Genomic DNA, 18,379 nt, shown 5'->3' on the forward strand with positions numbered 1-18,379 from the left:
GCTCCCGGTGGGCGGCGTGGCCGTGCGTTTCGACCAGGCGATGTGGATCGGCGAAGGCGCGGGCTCGGTGCTCGACCCGGCCAACTACCGCTTGTTCGGCCTCGGCGTGAACGCCGGCGAGACGTTCGATCCGGTCGGCGTGCGCTGGAATGCTGCGACGCGGACCGCGATCCTCGACGTCTCCGGCCTGCCTGCGGGCCAGTGGCAGCTGGAGATCGCACCGACGATCAAGAGCGCGGCCGAGATCCAGCTGGGCGCGCGCTACGTGACCAGCTTCACCGCGGTGGTCGACCTGAGCCACCAGGTGCAGCTCACCTTCTCCAACACACGCGGCAACCGCGCGACCGGTGAAGTCAGCTACGACGTGGACATCACCAACATCGGCAGCGACGACATTCGCGGACCGGTGACGCTGCTGCTCGACCCGCTGCGCGCCTTCGGGGCCGGCATCGCCGGTGCGACGGACAGCGGCGAGCTCTGGATCCTGGACCTGACCCCCGGCCTCCAGGCCTTCGGCAACAGGCTGCAGGCGGGGGCGACGCTGCTCGGCCAGACCGTCACCATCCGCCCGCTGTCGTCGGTCTCGCCCGGCGTGGCGGCGCTGGTGAAGGCGGAGTTCGGCCATGGCATCTATGCCCTGCCGCTCGCCAACATCCCGCCGGCGCTCGGGATCGCCGAGGCGCCGGCGGCACCCGACCTGGTGTCGGAAGACCTCGCCCCTGCAACCGCGGGCCAGCCGTGGACGGCGCAGCTGGAAGCCGTGGATGTCGACGGCACGCGCATGTACTGGCAGGTCGTGAGCGCGCCCGCTGGCCTGGTGCTCACCCCGGATGCGGCCTACACCGCGGAAGCGGACGGCTACCACCATCGCGCAACCCTGGCCTGGACGCCGACCGAGCGCGCCGACGCCGACACCGAGATCGTCGTGCGCGTGCAGGACAGCCGCGGCGGCGTGTCCACGCGGCGCTTCCACGTGGCGGTCGCGGGCGGAAACCACGCACCGGTGCTGGACTTCATCGGCAACATCACGCTGGAGGAAGGCGAGTCGCTGGTCCTGCCGCTGGTGGCCTCCGATGCCGACGGCCAGGCGCTGACGCTCGCGATGCGCCACTTGCCCGCCGGAGCCAGCTTCGACGCCGCGACCGGGACGCTCTCGTGGACGCCCGACTACGACCAGGCCGGTGTCTACGCCGGCGTGACCGTGCTGGCGAGCGACGGCATCCGCACCGTGCAGCGCAGCTTCACCGTCACTGTCACGCAGGGCTACGCGCAACCCGTGCTGGGCGCGGTGGCGGCGCAGACGCTGCGTGAAGGAGACGCCTTCACCCTGCAGCTGGCCGGCTCGGTGCCGGGCGCGCGGCGCACCGGTCCCGCCACCTACGAGCAGGCAGACGGCACGGTCGTCACGCTGGACTATTCGGCGCCCTGGTTGCCGGGCGGCGCCACGCTCAACACGGAGACCGGCTGGCTGGCATGGGAGCCGGGCTTCAACCAGCATGGCACCTTCCGCGTGCCGGTGACGCTCACGGCTTCGTATCTCGCGCCGGGCGAGGTCGATCCGGTGGTCACCCGCGTGACGCGCGAGCTGGTGCTGAACGTGCTCAACGCCAACGGCGCGCCGGAGTTCGATCCGGACGTCGGCTCCACCTGGAACATCCTCGAAGGCCAGCCGCTGCGCATCAGCGTGTTCGCGTTCGACCCGGACAACCCGGTGTTCGAGCCCAAGGTGCGGCTGACGCCGACCTCCCCCGCGACCGGGCCGGAGACGACGGATCCCACCGTCACCTACGAGGTGATCGGCTTGCCGACGGGCGCGAGCTTCGATGCCGAGACGCTGGAGCTGGTGTGGACGCCCGGGTATTCGCAGGCCCGCGCCGAGGCTTACCAGGTGCTGGTGCGTGCCACTGACAACGGTGACGGCACGGGCGTTCCGAAGACCACCACCGTGATCGTTCCGATCGTGGTGAGCAACGCGAACCGCGCCCCGGAGATCGGGGAGATCGCCAACGCTTTCGTCGACCAGGGCGCGGTGCTGGAGATCCCGGTCACCGCCAGCGATGCCGACGGGAATCCGTTGCAGCTGACGTTCACCGGGTTGCCGCGCTTCGCCACGGTGACGCAGTCCGTCGCCGCGAACGGGCAGGCGCAGGCGCTGGTCCGCTTCGCCCCCGGCGCGCAGGACCGCGGCGACTACACGATCACCGTGATGGCGCGCGACGACGGCGACGGGGACATCAACCAGGTGCAGGCCTTCGCCCGCAGCTTCGTGGTGACGGCGCGCAGCGTGAGCGAGGCCCCCGTGATCACCGCGCCCCTGCAAGTGGTCGCCGTGGCGGGGCAGGCGCTGGACCTCCCCATCCTTGTGAGCGACCTCGACCAGGACGCGCTGGCGATTTCCGTCGAGGGACTGGCGCAGCTGGGCGCCGGTGGCGCCCGGCTCGTGTTCGACCCGCAGTACGGCCGTGCCCGCATCCAGTGGACCCCCACGTCGGCGGATGTCGGCGTCTACGACCTGCAGGTCGTGGTCACCGACAGCGGGCTGCCGCCTGCCGATGCCGGCTACACGATCCCGGGGAACCCGGTGCCCAACACCACGCGCCACCTGCTGCGCGTGGTCGTGCGCGCCGCGAACGCGGCCCCCACGCTGCTGGGCGCGCAGCTGAACGGCCAGCTCGTGGCGAGCGACACCGCGACGATGTCGCTGAATGCCGCCGAAGGCACGCCGTTCTCCCTGGCGCTCTTCGCCGGCGACACCGACACGGACCGCCTCCACTGGAACGTGAGCGGCCTGCCCCAGGGCATGGCCCTGCAGGTCGCCGCTTCGGGCCAGAGCGCCAGCCTGGACTGGACGCCCGGCGGCTTCGCTGCGCAGGACACCAACATCGAGGGCGGCGGGAACGGCCGTTACCGGGTGCAGGTCACGGCGAGCGACGGCTCCGCGCAGTTCACGCGCGTGCTCGAGATCCAGGTCGCCAACACCAACCAGGCCCCGCGCATCCTGCCGCTGCCGCTGCAGCTGGTGCAGGAGGGCGAGACCCTGGCCTTCACCGTGCGCGCGGCGGACGGCGACAACGACGCCACGGCTCTGCAACTGGTGCACACGGGCGACATGCCCGCGGGCGTGCTGTTCGACGCGACCAGCGGCTATTTCGAGTGGACGCCGGGCCAGGACGTCGTGAACAACGCGGCGCTGGCGAACCAGGCCTTCACGTTCACGTTCAGCGCCAGCGACGGCCAGGTCACGACGACGCAGACGGTGCAGGTGCGCGTGTTCGACACGAACCGCGCCCCGCGCATCGTGGCGAGCAACCACGCGCTCGTGGCCGGTGCGAGCTTCAGCCTGCCGATCGCGTTGGGGCAGGCGGCCAGCGCGGCGGGCTTCGGTGCCTGGGATCCGGATGGCACCGAACAGACGGAAGCGCTCGCGCTGCGCTTCGAAGGACTGCCGGAAGGCGCGGTGTACGACGCGGCGACCCGGCGCCTGAACTGGACCCCGGGCCCCGGCCAGATCGGCGACTTCGTCGTCGCCGCCTTCGCGGCGGATGGCACGCAGTCCGCGATGCAGACCTTCACGCTGCGCGTCGTCGCGGAAGCGAGTGCGAATGCGCCGGAGATCAGCGTGACCACCACGCCCGGCGCCCCGGCATTGCCCGGACAGCTGGTGGTGGCCAGCGTGCGCGCCGACAGCTACGCGTCCATCGCGAGCATCTCGGTGCAGGTGCGTGGGCTGGACGCGGCGCAGCCGGATGCCTGGCAAAGCGTGGCGCTGGATGCGGCGGGACGCTTCCGCCTGACGCCGGCGCAACCGGGCCTCGTGGACATCCGCGTGACCGCGACGGACGTCGACGGCTTCACGGCCACCGAGATCCACAGCGTGCGCGTTCGCGATGCGGCGGACACGGCAGGGCCGGCGCTCGCCTGGACGGGCGCGCTGGACACGCTGGGTGCCGCAGGCATTGCCGCGGCCACGCCGCTGCGCGCGCACGTGGCCGACGCGCAGCTGATGTCATGGCAACTCCAGATTGCCGCCGTGGGCACGGATGGCTGGCGCACGCTGGCGAGCGAGGAGCTCGCGGCTGCAGCGGTGGACGCCGACCTCGACCTGTTCACGCTGGACCCTGCGCTCTGGACCAACGGCGTCTACACGCTGCGCCTGAGCGCCACCGACCTGGGCGGGCGCACGCGTGAGATCGAGACGCGGGTGATCATCGACAGCACCGCGAAGGCGCAGCCGCAGGCCATGGTCGCGGACGCGACCGTGTCGCTGGCCGGCCATGACTTCACGCTGGCTCGCGCGCTGCCCTCGCTCAACGCGTCGACTGGTGTCGACTTCGGGAACTGGCAGCTTGCCGGTCTCGCCACGGCCCTGACGCACGACCAGGTGGCGGGCGCCGACGCTTCGCTGCAGGAAGCGGCCTGGCGCGAAGGCGCACGGGTGTGGCTGCAAGCCCCGAGCCTGACCGGCGGTGCGCCGCAGAACCTGCGGTTCACGCTTGCGACGACGACGGAGCGACTCTCCGCGCAGCCGGGCGCGCCGGTCGTCCTGCGGCCGGTGTTCACCAGCTCCGCGGCGGGGTGGACGCTGGAGGCGCACAGCAGCGCGGACGGCAACGCACCCGAGGCGTTGCTGCGCCTGGGCAGCCGCCTCTACCAGCAGGCCGGCGACGATGCCGGGCTGCCGTGGGCGCCCGCCGGCTATACGCTGACCGGGCCGGACGGTACGCGCTACACGCTGACGGCCACCGGTGAAGTCACGTCCGTGCGCTTCGGCGACGGCAAGGAATGGCTGGTGTCCGATGCCGGCGTCACGGCGGTGGGCACCGACCAGCGCGTGGTCTTCAACCGCGACCCGAGCGGCCGTATCGAACTGGTGAGCCTGGGCGAGCAGGCCATTGCGTACCGCTACGACGGCGACGGCCGCCTGGTGCTCGCACGCAGCCTGAGCGCGCCCGACATGGGCACGCCCTACGCGTACCAGGGCAGCCAGCTGCTCACCGACGCGATCACGGCGAACCTGGGGGCCGCGGTCGCCTGGACCAGCGCGCCGGTGGCCGGCAGCACGCCGGGGCAGTGGAGCGGGGCGGTCGCCGCCGGCGGAACCACGCTCTCCTTCGTGGTGCGGGAAAGCGAGTTGGGTTCCACCGTGAAGGCACCCGGTGCGGTGGGCGCGGTGATCGTCGCGATCGAGACCGAGGGCAGCGACACGCTGAGCCTCGAAGTGACGGGCGGGACGGTGCTGGGCACGACCCAGGTGGGATCCCGCAAGACGACGCTCGTGCGCGTGACGGAGGAAGGCGTCAAGCTGCTGCGGCTGCACGGAGAAGGCGCCGCCGCGGTGCGCGTGAGCATCGCCGGCGACCTGAATGCCGACGGCAAGGTCGATGGCGGCGACGCTGCGCTGGCGGCCGACGCGAACCGGCCGCTGGTTCATGCGAACTACGGCTATCGCGCGAACGTGGCGCCGGTGGCAGTCGGCGTCGCGCAGCTCAGGACGCACACCGACCTGCAGGGCGCCCGGCGCGTGGACGACATCGCCGAGGACCTGGAGGGCGATCGGGTGTTCTGGCGCGTCCTCGGCGCAACGCACGGCACCGCGAGCCTCAGTCCGGACGGGCGCTACGTGCTCTTCTCGCCCGAAGCAGGGTACGCGGGGCAGGCGCAGATCGTCCTGCAGGCCGACGACGGCTTTGCGGCCACTGCGCCCATCGAGATGTCGGTGAATGTCAGCGGTGCGAAGCTGCTGAGGATCGACATGGCGCGGATGGCGGTCCTGACGACCGGACAAGCCGGGCTGTTGCGTGTCACGGGCGAGTTCGAAGACGAAAGCGGCGTCGCGCTGACGGGCGGGTATGTCACCTTTGCCAGCAGCAACGGCGCGGTGGTCGGCGTCGACGAGGCCGGCCGCGTCCGGGGGACGGGGCAGGGCACGGCCTACGTGACCGCGCAAGCTCGCGGCATCGAGGGCGTGAATGCATTCACCGTCAGCGTGGACGGCCGCGCGCCCGAACTGGGCGACAGCGGCTTCGAGGTGGATGTCTACCCGCTTGCGATCACCTTGCCGCTCATGGGGCAGCGCCAGTTGAAGGTGAGCCTGCCGGACCTGACCGGCGAGAACGAAGGCCGGTCGACCAACATCACGGGCGCGAATGCGGGCACCCTGTACTTCGTCAGCGACGCGACGGTCGCGGAAATCACCGCGGACGGCCTCATCCGGTCCAAGGCGGCCGGCGTCGCGACCGTGACCATCGTGCACGGCGGGCGCCAGCATCGCATCACGCTGAACGTGCAGCCGGCAGTGGACGGCCAGGGCGTGGTTGCCGGCAACCAGGGCGTGGCGGTCCGGGACGAGGCGGGCAACCTGCTCATGGTTCCTCCGGGGGCGCTCCCCGAGGGCGCATCGGTTTCCATCCAGTCGCGCAGCCTCGCGGACCTCGACATGCCATTGCCGGGCGCAGGGTCGCAGATCGGGCTGGGCCTGTACGAGATCCAGTTGAGTGCCGACGCGCAGCTCCCGCTGCAGCTCGCGGTGCTCCCCGGCGGTGTGCTGAACCCGGACACCGGCGAGACCGAGACGCTCGCCGCCGGCACGGAGGTCCTTTTCTGGAAGAAGGGGACCATCCGCGACGCGCAGGGCGTGGAGCACGACACCTGGTGGCTGGTCGACAACGGCGTGATCGGAGACGACGGCGTCGCCAGGACTTCCAGCCCCCCGTACAGCGGCATCAGCGGCTCCGGCGGCATCTTCGCGCTCACGAAGAGCACCGTGACGGACGCGAGCACCGGAGAGATCCAGGTCAAGGGCGGCTTCGTCAACTTCGACGCCATGTGGGCTGCCGCGGCAACGATGGCGATCATGCCGTCGGCGTTCATGAGCGCGACAGCCGTGGCCGTCTTCAGCACGGCCACCGTGGTCCCGATCAAGTACACCCTGATGGGCACGTATACGACGGCGGACCCGATTCCCGCCGGGCAGTTCGCGACTTCGCTGCTGAACTTCCCGTCGCCCCCCAGCTACGTGGATCAGTCGCCAGCCATCACCAGCCTGCAGTTCGATGCGAACACGCGCAAGCTGACGCTTGCCGGCCAGAACTTCCTGCCGCCGGGTGCATCGGCATCCGGGTACGAGGTCACCGTCTGGCTGCGGCCGCGTGGCGAACAGATCGCGAAGCCCGGCAACGCATCCTCCACGCCTGACCGCGGGCTGGTGTGGCGTTCGTTCACGCCGACCGCCGTCTCGGCCGGGCAACTCGAGATCGAGCTGCCCGAGGGGATCGCGCTGTCCATGCACGAGGTCTACGTGCAGCGGCGGGCGATCATTCCCTCCGGCACGGGGACGGTCAAGAGCTGGCCGGTCGAGAGCGATCCGGTCCAGGCGTGGCAGCTGGGGACCGCGAACGTGCTCGTCACCGAGCGCGCCAGCATCCACGTGTTCCGCGACGTGCAGTTCGCCGGATCGGTTTTCGGGCTGCTCAAGTCGATCACGGCGGACGAGGCAGGCAACGCGCTGCTCATGGCGGGCAAGTACGGGAACCAGATCGTCTACTCCGACGACGGTGCGCTCGCCTACGTGGCGGGTTCGGGTGGGCGCATCTACGTCGTGGACAGCCAGACGCTGGCCGTGGTCCACACCATCCACCTCGTGAACCGCACGGACGGGGAGATCAGTGATCTCCAGGTCGCCGACGGCTGGCTCTACGTGACGGAAGGCACGCGCAACGGCGCCAGCAACACGCGTCTGATGCGCGTGAACGTGGACCAGTTGTCGACCGGATTCCTGCGCGAGCAGCAGCGGGTGCAGTTCGCGTACGAAGCGCCCTTCGGCTTCACGGACATGGCCGTCAACAACGGCAGCTACCTCGGACTGGCCGCGCCGATGATGCGCGACTCGGTGACCATGCTCCCGAACTCGGGGCAGGCCGGAAGCGTCTACATCCTCGACCTGGGGAAGATCGACCGGTGGACCGGGCGCGTGGATGCGAGCGCGGTCACCGTCATCCGTGCCGCCGACTTCCCTGCCGGGCGTGGCAAGCAGCCCCAGTACATCACGAGCGGCAACGGGAATGGCGAGTTCGTGCTGTCCAGCGGCAAGGACAAGAACGACGGCGTCATCGCCGTGATCGCGGGCACCGACGCGAACGGCAACCTGGACCGGTCGTTCAAGCTGGTGAAGCCGAAGGGGCTGACGCCGCGCGACGCGGAGCGTGACGACCCGACGTACCTCACGCGCCGCATGCAGGAGAACGTGCAGCGTGCCGCCGGCAACGTGGTGATCGACGTCGATGGCGTCGAGTACGCGCTCGTGGCCGACTACTACTTCGCCTTCAACGGGGCCTTCTGGAATTCCGACGCCTTCTACGGACTCGGGAAGCAGGAGGGCGGGAAGATCGGCGTCATCGAGGATCCCTTCGGCAAGCGCGGCGCGCCGAAATTCCTGGGCGCGACCAGCCCCATCGTCGGCGGCTCGGTCGACCATCTCTCGTTGCTGGGCAACAAGCTGTTCGCCGACGTCTGGATCGACGAGGAGACGCCGACGGGCTCGCGCAGCTACAAATCCCTGTTCGTCTGGGATGCCGCGGGACTGGTCAAGGCCGCACGGGAAGCGAAGAGCAACACGCACTTCATGCGGGCGTCGGTCCCCATCGACCGGCTCTCCCCCACCGATACGCAGCAGATACCGTACGCCATGCCGACCCGGTACGACGGCCCCGCGGAGAACGGCGTGTTCGGCTGGATCTACGGCATCGGCACCTACTCGGTTCCGGGCCGGGGCAACTTCGCGCAGGCTCCCGACGACGTGTACCCGAAGATCGAGTACCGGTACACCGGGAACGTGTACCGCGAGGCGCTCGGGATCACCGACCGCGACTACGACAACATCCTCAAGGGGGACGGCAGCATCTACGCCTACGCGGCGAAGACGCTCTTCTACAACGGCTGGAACTTCTTCACGGCGGGCTTCGTCGGCCGGCAAGCGGACCGGTATGCCGCCGTCACCAATGGCGACATCAGCGCGACCCAGTACTGGAACGCCACGGGCATCGACGGCCTGGCGAGCGTCGCCGCGATCGGTGCGGCGGGTTATGCAGGCAGGGCAGCTGCCGGCGCAGTCGGCACGGGGTTCTGGGGCGAGTTCGCCAGCAGTGCGGCGGGTGCCGTGACCTACAGCATCATCCAGAAGGCGGGCCAGGTCGCGACCTACAACTTCACGCAGGACGCCCGGCAGCGCATCCCGAGCATGGGCGAGTCGCTGGATGCGGCCACCGCCTCGTACCTGTCGGCGGCGAACCTCACCCAATTGACGTCGGACGTGATGCTCGACAGCGGGCTCGGATGGCTGATGGGGTGGATGGGCAGCCGAAGCCACGTGCGCGCAGTGGCGAACAGCCCCAACACGGTCAACCCCACGCGGATCCGCGTGGTGGAACCGCAACTGGCGGCAGACCCTTACGGGCTGCGAGGCTCGGCCGCGGACAGCTCCGGCGGACGGATCCTTGCCGCGGCGGGTGGCGAGATCACCACCTACAGCGGCCGCGCGCTCGCGGTTCCCCCCAAGGGCGTCCACACGCTCGACGAAGCCCTCGGCTGGATGGAGCGCGAAGGTCGCAACATCGACCAGTACATCAACCGGTCGGCCACGGCGATGGAGCAGGCGTTGCAGGCCGTGCGCATGCAGGAGTACATCCTCCTGGCCTCCCGCAACAGCCTGAAGGACGGCAACCTCATTGCCACCCTCAATGCCTTCCATCCGATCAAGACTTTCGGGGAGCTTCGGGATCAACTCGGCAAGCAGTACGCCGGAACGAAGCTGTGGGAGAAGATCGCGGAAGCGGCGAAGCGCAACACGGAGCAGATCGCCTGCTTCGTTGCGGGCACGCTGGTCCACACGCGCGAGGGCCTGCGGCCCATCGAGCAGATCAAGGCGGGGGACTATGTGCTGTCCTCGCCCGAGCAGGGGGGCGGCGAACCCACCTACAAGCGGGTGATCCGGACCTTCGAGAAAGAGGCCCAGGAGACCTGGTTCGTGTCCTGGGAAGACCAGGCACTCCTGCAGAAGCTCAAGACCGGGATCGCCGAGCAGGATTACCTGGACGCCTACGGCAACGGGTTCGTCGTCACGACCCCGAACCACCCGTTCTGGGTGGTCGACTCCGACGAGGACGCATTGCGGTGGGCGGAGACGAACGTTCGCCTCGGGCCGCCTTACCCGGCCCGCCAGTGGGTGCGTGCAGACCACCTGGCCGCGGGCATGAACCTGCTGCTGGCGGATGGCCGCCTCGTCCGCGTGGTCACCTCGGCGCGCGTCTACAAGACGGACGACAGCACCCAGGGATGGGTGGACTATGCGGGTGATGGAAGCAAGGGGCTGCTGGTGCGCATGGCGCAGGGCCAGGTCCGCCCGCATGTTCCCCTGCACGAGAACCGTTTCCGGCCCGATGGCTCACCGCTCTACGGCATGCGCGAGAACCCGGACGAGGCGTATCTCGATGACGAGCCGCCGGGAACCGCTCCCGAGTCCTGGTACCGGACGAAGGTCTACAACTTCGAGGTCGAGGAGTTCCACACCTATTTCGTGGACACCATGGGCATCTGGGTCCACAACGCGAACTGCGGGGGATACCAGAGGCTGGACTCGGTGCAGAAGGTGTACACCAGCATCCGTGAGTTCGACGACTACGTGCGTACCCTGGGGGCTGGGGAACTGAAGGGCGTCCGCGTCGTACCCGATACGGTCGCCGAGGCAGCAGAGCGCATCGAGGACAACTGGAAGGGAGTCCAGTACAACACCTACGGTGCGGCATTCGACGCGAAGTCCAATCAGTTGTTCGCGATCGCCGTGCTCGGAAAGAGTCCCTTCGGGACGGGCGTCAGGGAGCTTTACGGCAAGCACGGCGATGCCATCGCGCACATCGACGATGGCTCCGGAAAGCCGCTGGCCGTTGCCGCCACGATGGACGTGAAGGCGGGCCCCTTCGGCTTCCAGACGAACAATCTCTACCAGTTCATCAAGAGCGATTTCGATTTCCCGACAGCCGGAGACAGCGTCAGGAGCGGGCTGCTGAAGTTTTCGAAGGAGCTGCGCATGGTCTCGGCGCGCATAGCGCAGGGGTCCGTTCCGGCGCATGTGTATGCCGTGCAGGAAGCCAGGGGCGTCGAGCTCGCGACGCAGAGCATCCTGAAGATGGCGAACGATCCGGCCAGCTGGAACAGGCTGCAGGCCGCAACCGAATCCATCCCGGGCTGGAACCCCAACGACTGGATGTCCGACAGGATCTTCATCACGCTGCGCAAGCAGCTTCCGGACGGGCGCTTCGTCGGTGGCGACACCGTGGTGGGATTCAGGAAGAATCCGGCGACGGGACTGTGGGAGTCGTATACCGCGCCGGCGAGGCAGGCACTCGAGGCGCTGGACGCCGCGCGCGGCGCGGGCGCCCAGAACCTGCGCGACGCCTACCAGTTCCTCAAGCAGAACTCCTCCACGTACCGCCTGCAGGAACTGGCGGGCACGGGCCCCGCGGCGGGCGTGGCCGATCCGGGCGTGGCAGACCGGCTCGAGTCCTTGCTCGACGAGGCCAGGGCGTACTGGATCGCCCAGGGCGCGTCCATCGGGGTCCTGAACGACGTCACCGTCGAACTCGCCGCCGGCCTGCCCGCGGGAGTGGCGGGACGCACGATCGGCACGCATGTGGAGATCGCCGCGGACGGCGGCGGGTGGGGATGGTTCGTGGACGGCACCCCGCTCGAGGCGGGCGAGTTCACGTATGACGAGACACTGCAGTCCTACGCAGCCGGTGCGGGGTCGGAGGCGAGCGGGAGACTGGACCTGTTCACCGTGCTGGTCCATGAACTCGGCCACGTCCTTGGCGCCGCCGACCTCGCGCGGTCCGAGGACGTCATGAGCGGCCATCTGGCCCCGGGGGTTCGTCGCATGCCGACAGCCGCAGACCTGGCGGCATGGCGCGAGGCCAACCCCGCCAGTTTCGTCGAACGCGTGGGCGCCCCGCTGGAGCTCGTTGCAGGCGGCAGCAACACGCCAGCTCAGGCGTTGCAGGCCACGGCGGCGTTCCTTGCGCCCACGACGCTCGCTGCGATCGAGGGCTCCATCGTGCTGCGCGAGTCGACCGCCGCGCAGGCGGGGGCGGCCCAGGCTTTCACGCTCGGCGTGCGCGATCGCTATCTCACCTTCACGGTGGACGACAGCGGCTTGTCCACGGCCGGCTTCGGCCCGCGCGACGCGTTCGAGGCGGCGTTGCTGGACGCGGCGATGCAGCCACTCCATGGGACCATCGGGCTGACGCGCAGCGACGCTCTGCTGAATGTCCAGGGAGCCGGCGGCGGCCTCCTTCGCCGCGCCGCGGACCCGGTGCACAGCACGCGTAACGCGGACGGCAGCACCACCTACCTGCTCGACCTGCGCAGCATGGTCGCGGGCAGCATCGTCAACCTCCGGTTCGACCTGATCGGCTTCGGCGCCGCGGACAGCGTGGTCACCGTTCGCGACGTCCACTTCATCGGCGCCCCCGAGGCGGCCGACGACGAAGCGGTCGCGACGGAAGACGGAAGCGTCGTCATCTCCGCTCTCGCCAACGACGTCGACGCGCAGCTCCCTGGCTTTGCGGCGGAGCTGGTGGCCGGCGCCGCCCACGGCAGCGTCACGGTGAATGCGGACGGCACCTTCACGTACGTTCCGGCAGCCAACTTCTACGGGACGGACTCGTTCACGTACCGCATCGCCGGTGCCACCGAGGCCGAGAGCTCCAACATCGCCACCGTCACCCTCACGGTGACGCCGGTGAACGACGCCCCCGAAGCCGCGCCGGCGAATGCCGGTGCGGACGAGGACGGCAGCGTCACCCTGGCGCTTTCCGGCAGCGACGTGGAGTCCACGCCGCTCGCCTGGGTCGTCACCACGCAGCCGCAGCACGGCACGGTGACCGTCGGCGCGGACGGCGTGGCGGTCTATACGCCAGCAGCTGACTTCAACGGCACGGACACGTTCGCCTATGCCGTGAGCGACGGGGAGCTGTCCTCCGCGCCGGCTTCCGTCACGATCACGGTCACTGCCGTGAACGACGCGCCGGTCGCACGCGATGGCATGGTCACGCTGGCCGAGGACGGCACGGCAACCGTCGACCTGCGGGACTTCGGATTCGACGTGGACGACGCCACGTTGGTGGCCGAGGTTGTCGGCGATCCGGCGCAGGGCAGCTTCACGGCCAATGGCGACGGCACGTACACCTTCACGCCGGCCGCGGACTTCAACGGCGTCGACGCCCTGCGCTTCCGCTTCGTGGACGCCGCGGGTGCGGCGAGCAACGAAGCGACGCTGACGCTCGTGGTCACTGCCGTCAACGACGCGCCGACGCTGGCAGGCCAGGCCGTGGAAGGCGACGAGGACACGCCCATCGCCGGCAACCTGCTCGCCACGGCGGACGACGTCGACGGTCCCGCCCTCTCCGCCACCATCGTCGCCGCGCCGGAGCACGGTTCGGTGGCGCTGGCCGCCGACGGCAGCTTCGTCTACACGCCCGACCCCGACTACTTCGGTCCCGACAGCTTCACCTACCAGGTGAGTGACGGTACGCTGTCGTCGGGCATTGCGGCGGTCGCGATCGTCGTGCGCCCGGTCAACGACGCGCCGATCGCCGGCACGCACGCACTGGGTGTCGACGAGGACACCGACCTGGCCATCGACCTGCTCGCGCAGGCGAGCGACATCGACAGCGCCGGCCTCGTGGCGAGCGTCGTCGCCCAGCCCCTGCACGGCCGCGTGGACCGCAATCCGGACGGCACGTTCACCTACCGCGCCGACGCCAACTACAACGGCACCGACACGTTCACCTACCGCGTGAACGACGGTGCGCTGGACAGCGGGGTGGCCACGGTGACGATCACCGTGCGGCCTGTCAACGACGTGCCGCTCGCCATCGACGGGGCCGCGCAGACCGCGGAAGACGTGCAGCTGGCGATCGACCTGCGGCCGCTCGGCTCGGACGTCGAGGACGGCACGCCGGTGCCGGTCATCCTGGACGGCCCCGCGCATGGCGTGCTGGTCGCGAACGCCGACGGCACGTACACCTACCGGCCGGATGCGGACTACTTTGGCGCGGATGCGTTCACTTTCGCCATGGACGACGGCGATGGCTCCCGCAGCAACGCGGCCACGTTCCGGATCACCGTCACGCCGGTGAACGACGCGCCCCGCCTCGACGACGTCGCCCTGGCCACCGACGAGGACGTGTCCGCCACCGGGAGCCTGCTGGCCGGCGCGCGCGACATCGACAGCGCCAGCCTCGTGCCGGTGCTGCTCGCACAGGCGAGCCACGGCACGGTCACGTTCACGGCCGAAGGCAACTTCGTCTACGTGCCGGACGGGAACTTCTACGGGACCGACAGCTTCACCTACCTGGTCTCGGACGGAGAGCTCTCCAGCAACGCCGCGACCGTGACGATCGTCGTCGCTCCGGTGAACGACCTGCCGGTCGCGCAGGACCGGACGCTCGCCACCGGCGAAGACACGTCGCTGGCCTTCGATCCGCGCCGCTTCGGCAGCGACGTCGAGGACCTGCAGCTCGCGGTGGAGATCGTCGACGGCCCCGTGCACGGGACACTCGCGCCCCAGGGTGACGGCAGCTACGTCTACGTGCCGGATGCGGACTGGAACGGGGAAGAAGTCGTGCGCTTCCGCCTCGTGGACAGCGAAGGCGGCCGGAGCAACGTCGCCACCGTCCGCATCGTGGTCGCCGCGGTCAATGATGCGCCGGCCTTGCAGGGACAGGCGCTGGAACTGCCCGAGGACGGCACGCTGTCCGGCAACGTCCTGGACCGTGCCACGGACATCGACAGCGCGCTGCTCCAGTCCGTCCTGGAACAAGGTCCTGCGCACGGCACGGTGGCGCTGAACGCCGATGGCAGCTTCAGCTACCGCCCCGACGGGGACTACTTCGGCGCCGACGTGTTCACCGTCCGCGTGACCGATGGCAGCCTGTACTCCGGCGTCGCGACGATCGCGATCCAGGTCCTGCCCGTGAACGACGCACCCGTGCTGGGCGACCAGGCAGAGACGGTGGCCGAGGACCATGCCCTCGCCGGCAACCTGCTCGCGACCGCGTCCGACGTCGACGATGTCGCGCTGGGCGCATCCATCGTCGCCGGCCCGGCACACGGGACGCTGACGGTCGCCGCCAACGGCACCCTCCGCTACACGCCGGATGCGAACTGGTACGGCACGGACAGCTTCACGTGGAGCGTCTCCGACGGCACCGCGGCATCGCGCACGGCGACCTTCGCGATCACCGTCGATCCGGTGAACGACGTGCCGGTGGCCTCGGACTGGATGCTGCTGACGGACGAAGACACGGCGGCTGGCATCGATCTCCGCACCCTCGGCACCGACGTCGAGCAGGAAACGCTCACGCCCCAGCTGGTGTCCGGGCCGCACAACGGAAGCTTCGTGCTGCAGGCGGACGGCAGCTACGTCTATACGCCGGCGGCGAACTGGTCGGGTGACGACCGGGTCGTGTTCGCGCTGCGCGATGCTTCCGGCGCCCTCGGCACACCGGCGACTCTGCTGCTGCGCGTGGTGCCGGTCAACGACGCCCCGACCGCCAGCGACCTGTCGCTCACGGTCGATGAGGACCAGGCCGTCTCCGGCAGCCTGCTCGCGGCGGCGCAGGACGTCGACAGCGTTGCCCTGCAGGGCACCGTGGCGACCGGTCCCGCCCACGGCACGCTGGTGGTGAATGCCGACGGGACCTTCACCTACACCCCCGACGCCGACTTCCACGGCACCGACGCCTTCACGTACCGCGTCGGCGACGGCGCGCTGGCGTCGCAGCCTGCCACCGTCACCGTCACGGTGACGCCGGTCAACGACGTGCCGCTCGCTTTCGACCAGGCGCTCGCGCTGGACGAAGACGACAGCGTCGTGTTCGACCTGCGTGGCTTCGGGCGCGATGTCGAACCCGGCGCGCTGCTGCCGGAGATCGTCGGGGGGCCGGACCACGGCACGCTCGCACTGGGCGAAGACGGCCGCTACGTCTACCGACCCGCGGCGAACTTCCACGGCGAAGACCAGGTCTTCTTCCGGCTGCGCGACACCGAAGGCGGCACCAGCAACCTCGCCACGCTGTGGCTGACGGTGCGCCCCGTCAACGACGCGCCCGTCGCGGAGCCGATGGCGATCACGCTGGCGGAGGACGGCACGGTGTTCATCGCCGTGAGATCCCGCGACATCGACGGCGACCCCGTCACGTTCACGGCCACCGGGGCCTTGCACGGCACGCTGGTGCACGAAGCGGACGGCAGCTACCGCTACACGCCCTTCGCGGACTACTTCGGGGCCGACAGCTTCAGCTACACGCTGAGCGACGGAACGCTGTCCAGCACCGCGGTCGCCAGTCTCACGATCACGCCGGTCAACGACGCTCCCGTGGCCGCCGGCGAGACCGTCCACGTGGACGACGTGGGCACCGTGCGCATCGACCTGCTGGCCAACGACACGGACGTGGACAACACCCGCGAGCAGCTGCAGCCGGTGATCGTCACGCAGCCTGCGCACGGCACGCTGACTCTCAACACGGACGGCACCGTCACGTACAAGCCCACCAACCGTTACTGGGGCCCCGACAGTTTCAGCTACGTGGTGAGCGACGGCCAGCTGCAGTCGAGCCCGGTCACGGTGGCCATCGACGTGATCCGCACCAACCGCGATCCCGAGTTCACGAGCGCGCCGCCCGCGGTGATTCACCTGGAGACCAACTACGCCCCCGGCGACAGCGTCTGGCAGGTGGCGGGCACCCAGGGCAAGACCACGGCGAGCTTCACGCTGTCGCAGCGCGAGTCCACCATGAAGGACGAATTCGGCTACTTCGTGGTCGACGACGCGCAGGGCCGCATCGGCAACCTGCTGCCGGGCGACCCCGGATATGCGGCGGCGGCCCTGTCGCTGTCCCGGTCCACCAGCATCTTCGCCGGCAGCGCGGCGTCGGGCATCACGCACGCCCGCCAGCTGCCCGCCGGCCGGTACCTGGGCTTCTACCTGGTGCAGGATGCGAGCGCGGGCTACTGGCGCACGAAGAACAGCGCGAACCAGGTCGGCAACGGGCCGCTCGCCTTCTTCAGCTTTGCGCAAGCCAACCCGGACGGTTTCGACCATCTGCGTGCCACGCTCGGCGGCAATGGCGTCCTCTCGCTGCGTTGGGAGGACCTCACTGGCGGCGGCGACCAGGACTTCAACGACATGGTGATCAACGCACGCGGCCTTGCCAGCGCCCGCGATGGCCTGATCGCGCGGCTGGACTACGACGCCGATGCACGCGACGCGGACGGCGATGTCCTCAGCTACTCGCTCGCGGATGCGCCGGACGGCGCAAGCATCGACCCGGCGACGGGCCGCGTGACCTGGGCGACGGCTACGACCGGCACGTACAGCTTCAGCGTGCTGGCCAGCGACGGCCGCGGCGGCTCCTCCACGCAATCGTTCACGCTCACCGTGGAAGGCCCCAACACCGCTCCAGTGGCGAATGCCGACAGCGGTGCGGGCGGCGAAGATGCGGTCGTCCGCCTGAACCTGTTGGCCAACGACACGGACGCGGACGCCGACACCCTGGCCGTGGAGATCCTCACGCAGCCGCAGCACGGCACGCTCACGCGCAACGCCGACGGGACCTACAGTTACCTGCCGCAAGCGAACTGGTACGGCACCGAGACCTTCACCTATCGCGTGAACGACGGCACCGCGTGGTCCGCGGCGACGACGGTGACGCTGAACATCGCGCCGGTGAACGACGCACCGACGGCCTTCAACGCGAGCTACACGCTGGAAAAGGGCGGCAGCATCCGCGTCCGGCTCGACGGCCTCGTGGAGGACGTGGACAGCAACTGCCTCACCATCACGGTGAGCCGGCCGGCGCACGGCACGCTGTCGCGCAACCTGGATGGCAGCTACACCTACCGTCCCGCCACGGGGTTCACCGGCATCGACACCTTCACCTATACGGTGAGCGACGGTTCGCTCAGTGCTTCCGGCGTGATCACGCTGGTCGTGGTGGCCAGGCCCGCGAGCCCGCCGCCGTGCGGCGATTCCAGCGCGACGATCACCGTGCAGTCGTCCGAGGGCAGCACCAGCCTTGCGGAAACGGAGCCCGTCCAGTACCTCGTGCTGAACGCCGGGCCCGACGCGGCCAGCGCGGCGGCCGGCGTACCGGTCGACTGGTCGCAGGTCACCGACCTGGGATCGCTGCCTGGAAGTGGGACCGCCGACAGTGCATGGCTTGCAGACCTGCTCGGGGCGGGCGAGGACGTGGACCTGGTCCGCCTGGCGCAACTGGTGGGGCTGAGCCTGCGGATGGACCAGGAGTGAGCGGACCAGCCCACCGCA

The 18,379-nt window shown here is 69.7% G+C and carries 1 protein-coding gene (running past one end of the window); it reads left to right on the forward strand.

The window, feature by feature from the left end:
- On the forward strand, positions 1 to 18,361 hold the 3' portion of the coding sequence (locus H8N03_RS08490; RefSeq protein ID WP_187075716.1) for a tandem-95 repeat protein. It extends 18,893 nt beyond the left edge of the window; only the last 18,361 of its 37,254 coding nucleotides appear in the window; the start codon falls outside the window, past its left edge; the stop codon is at positions 18,359 to 18,361.
- Positions 18,362 to 18,379: the final 18 nt, after the last annotated feature.

This window comes from Ramlibacter cellulosilyticus, assembly GCF_014297465.1.
In the GTDB taxonomy this organism is placed as follows: domain Bacteria; phylum Pseudomonadota; class Gammaproteobacteria; order Burkholderiales; family Burkholderiaceae_C; genus Ramlibacter; species Ramlibacter cellulosilyticus.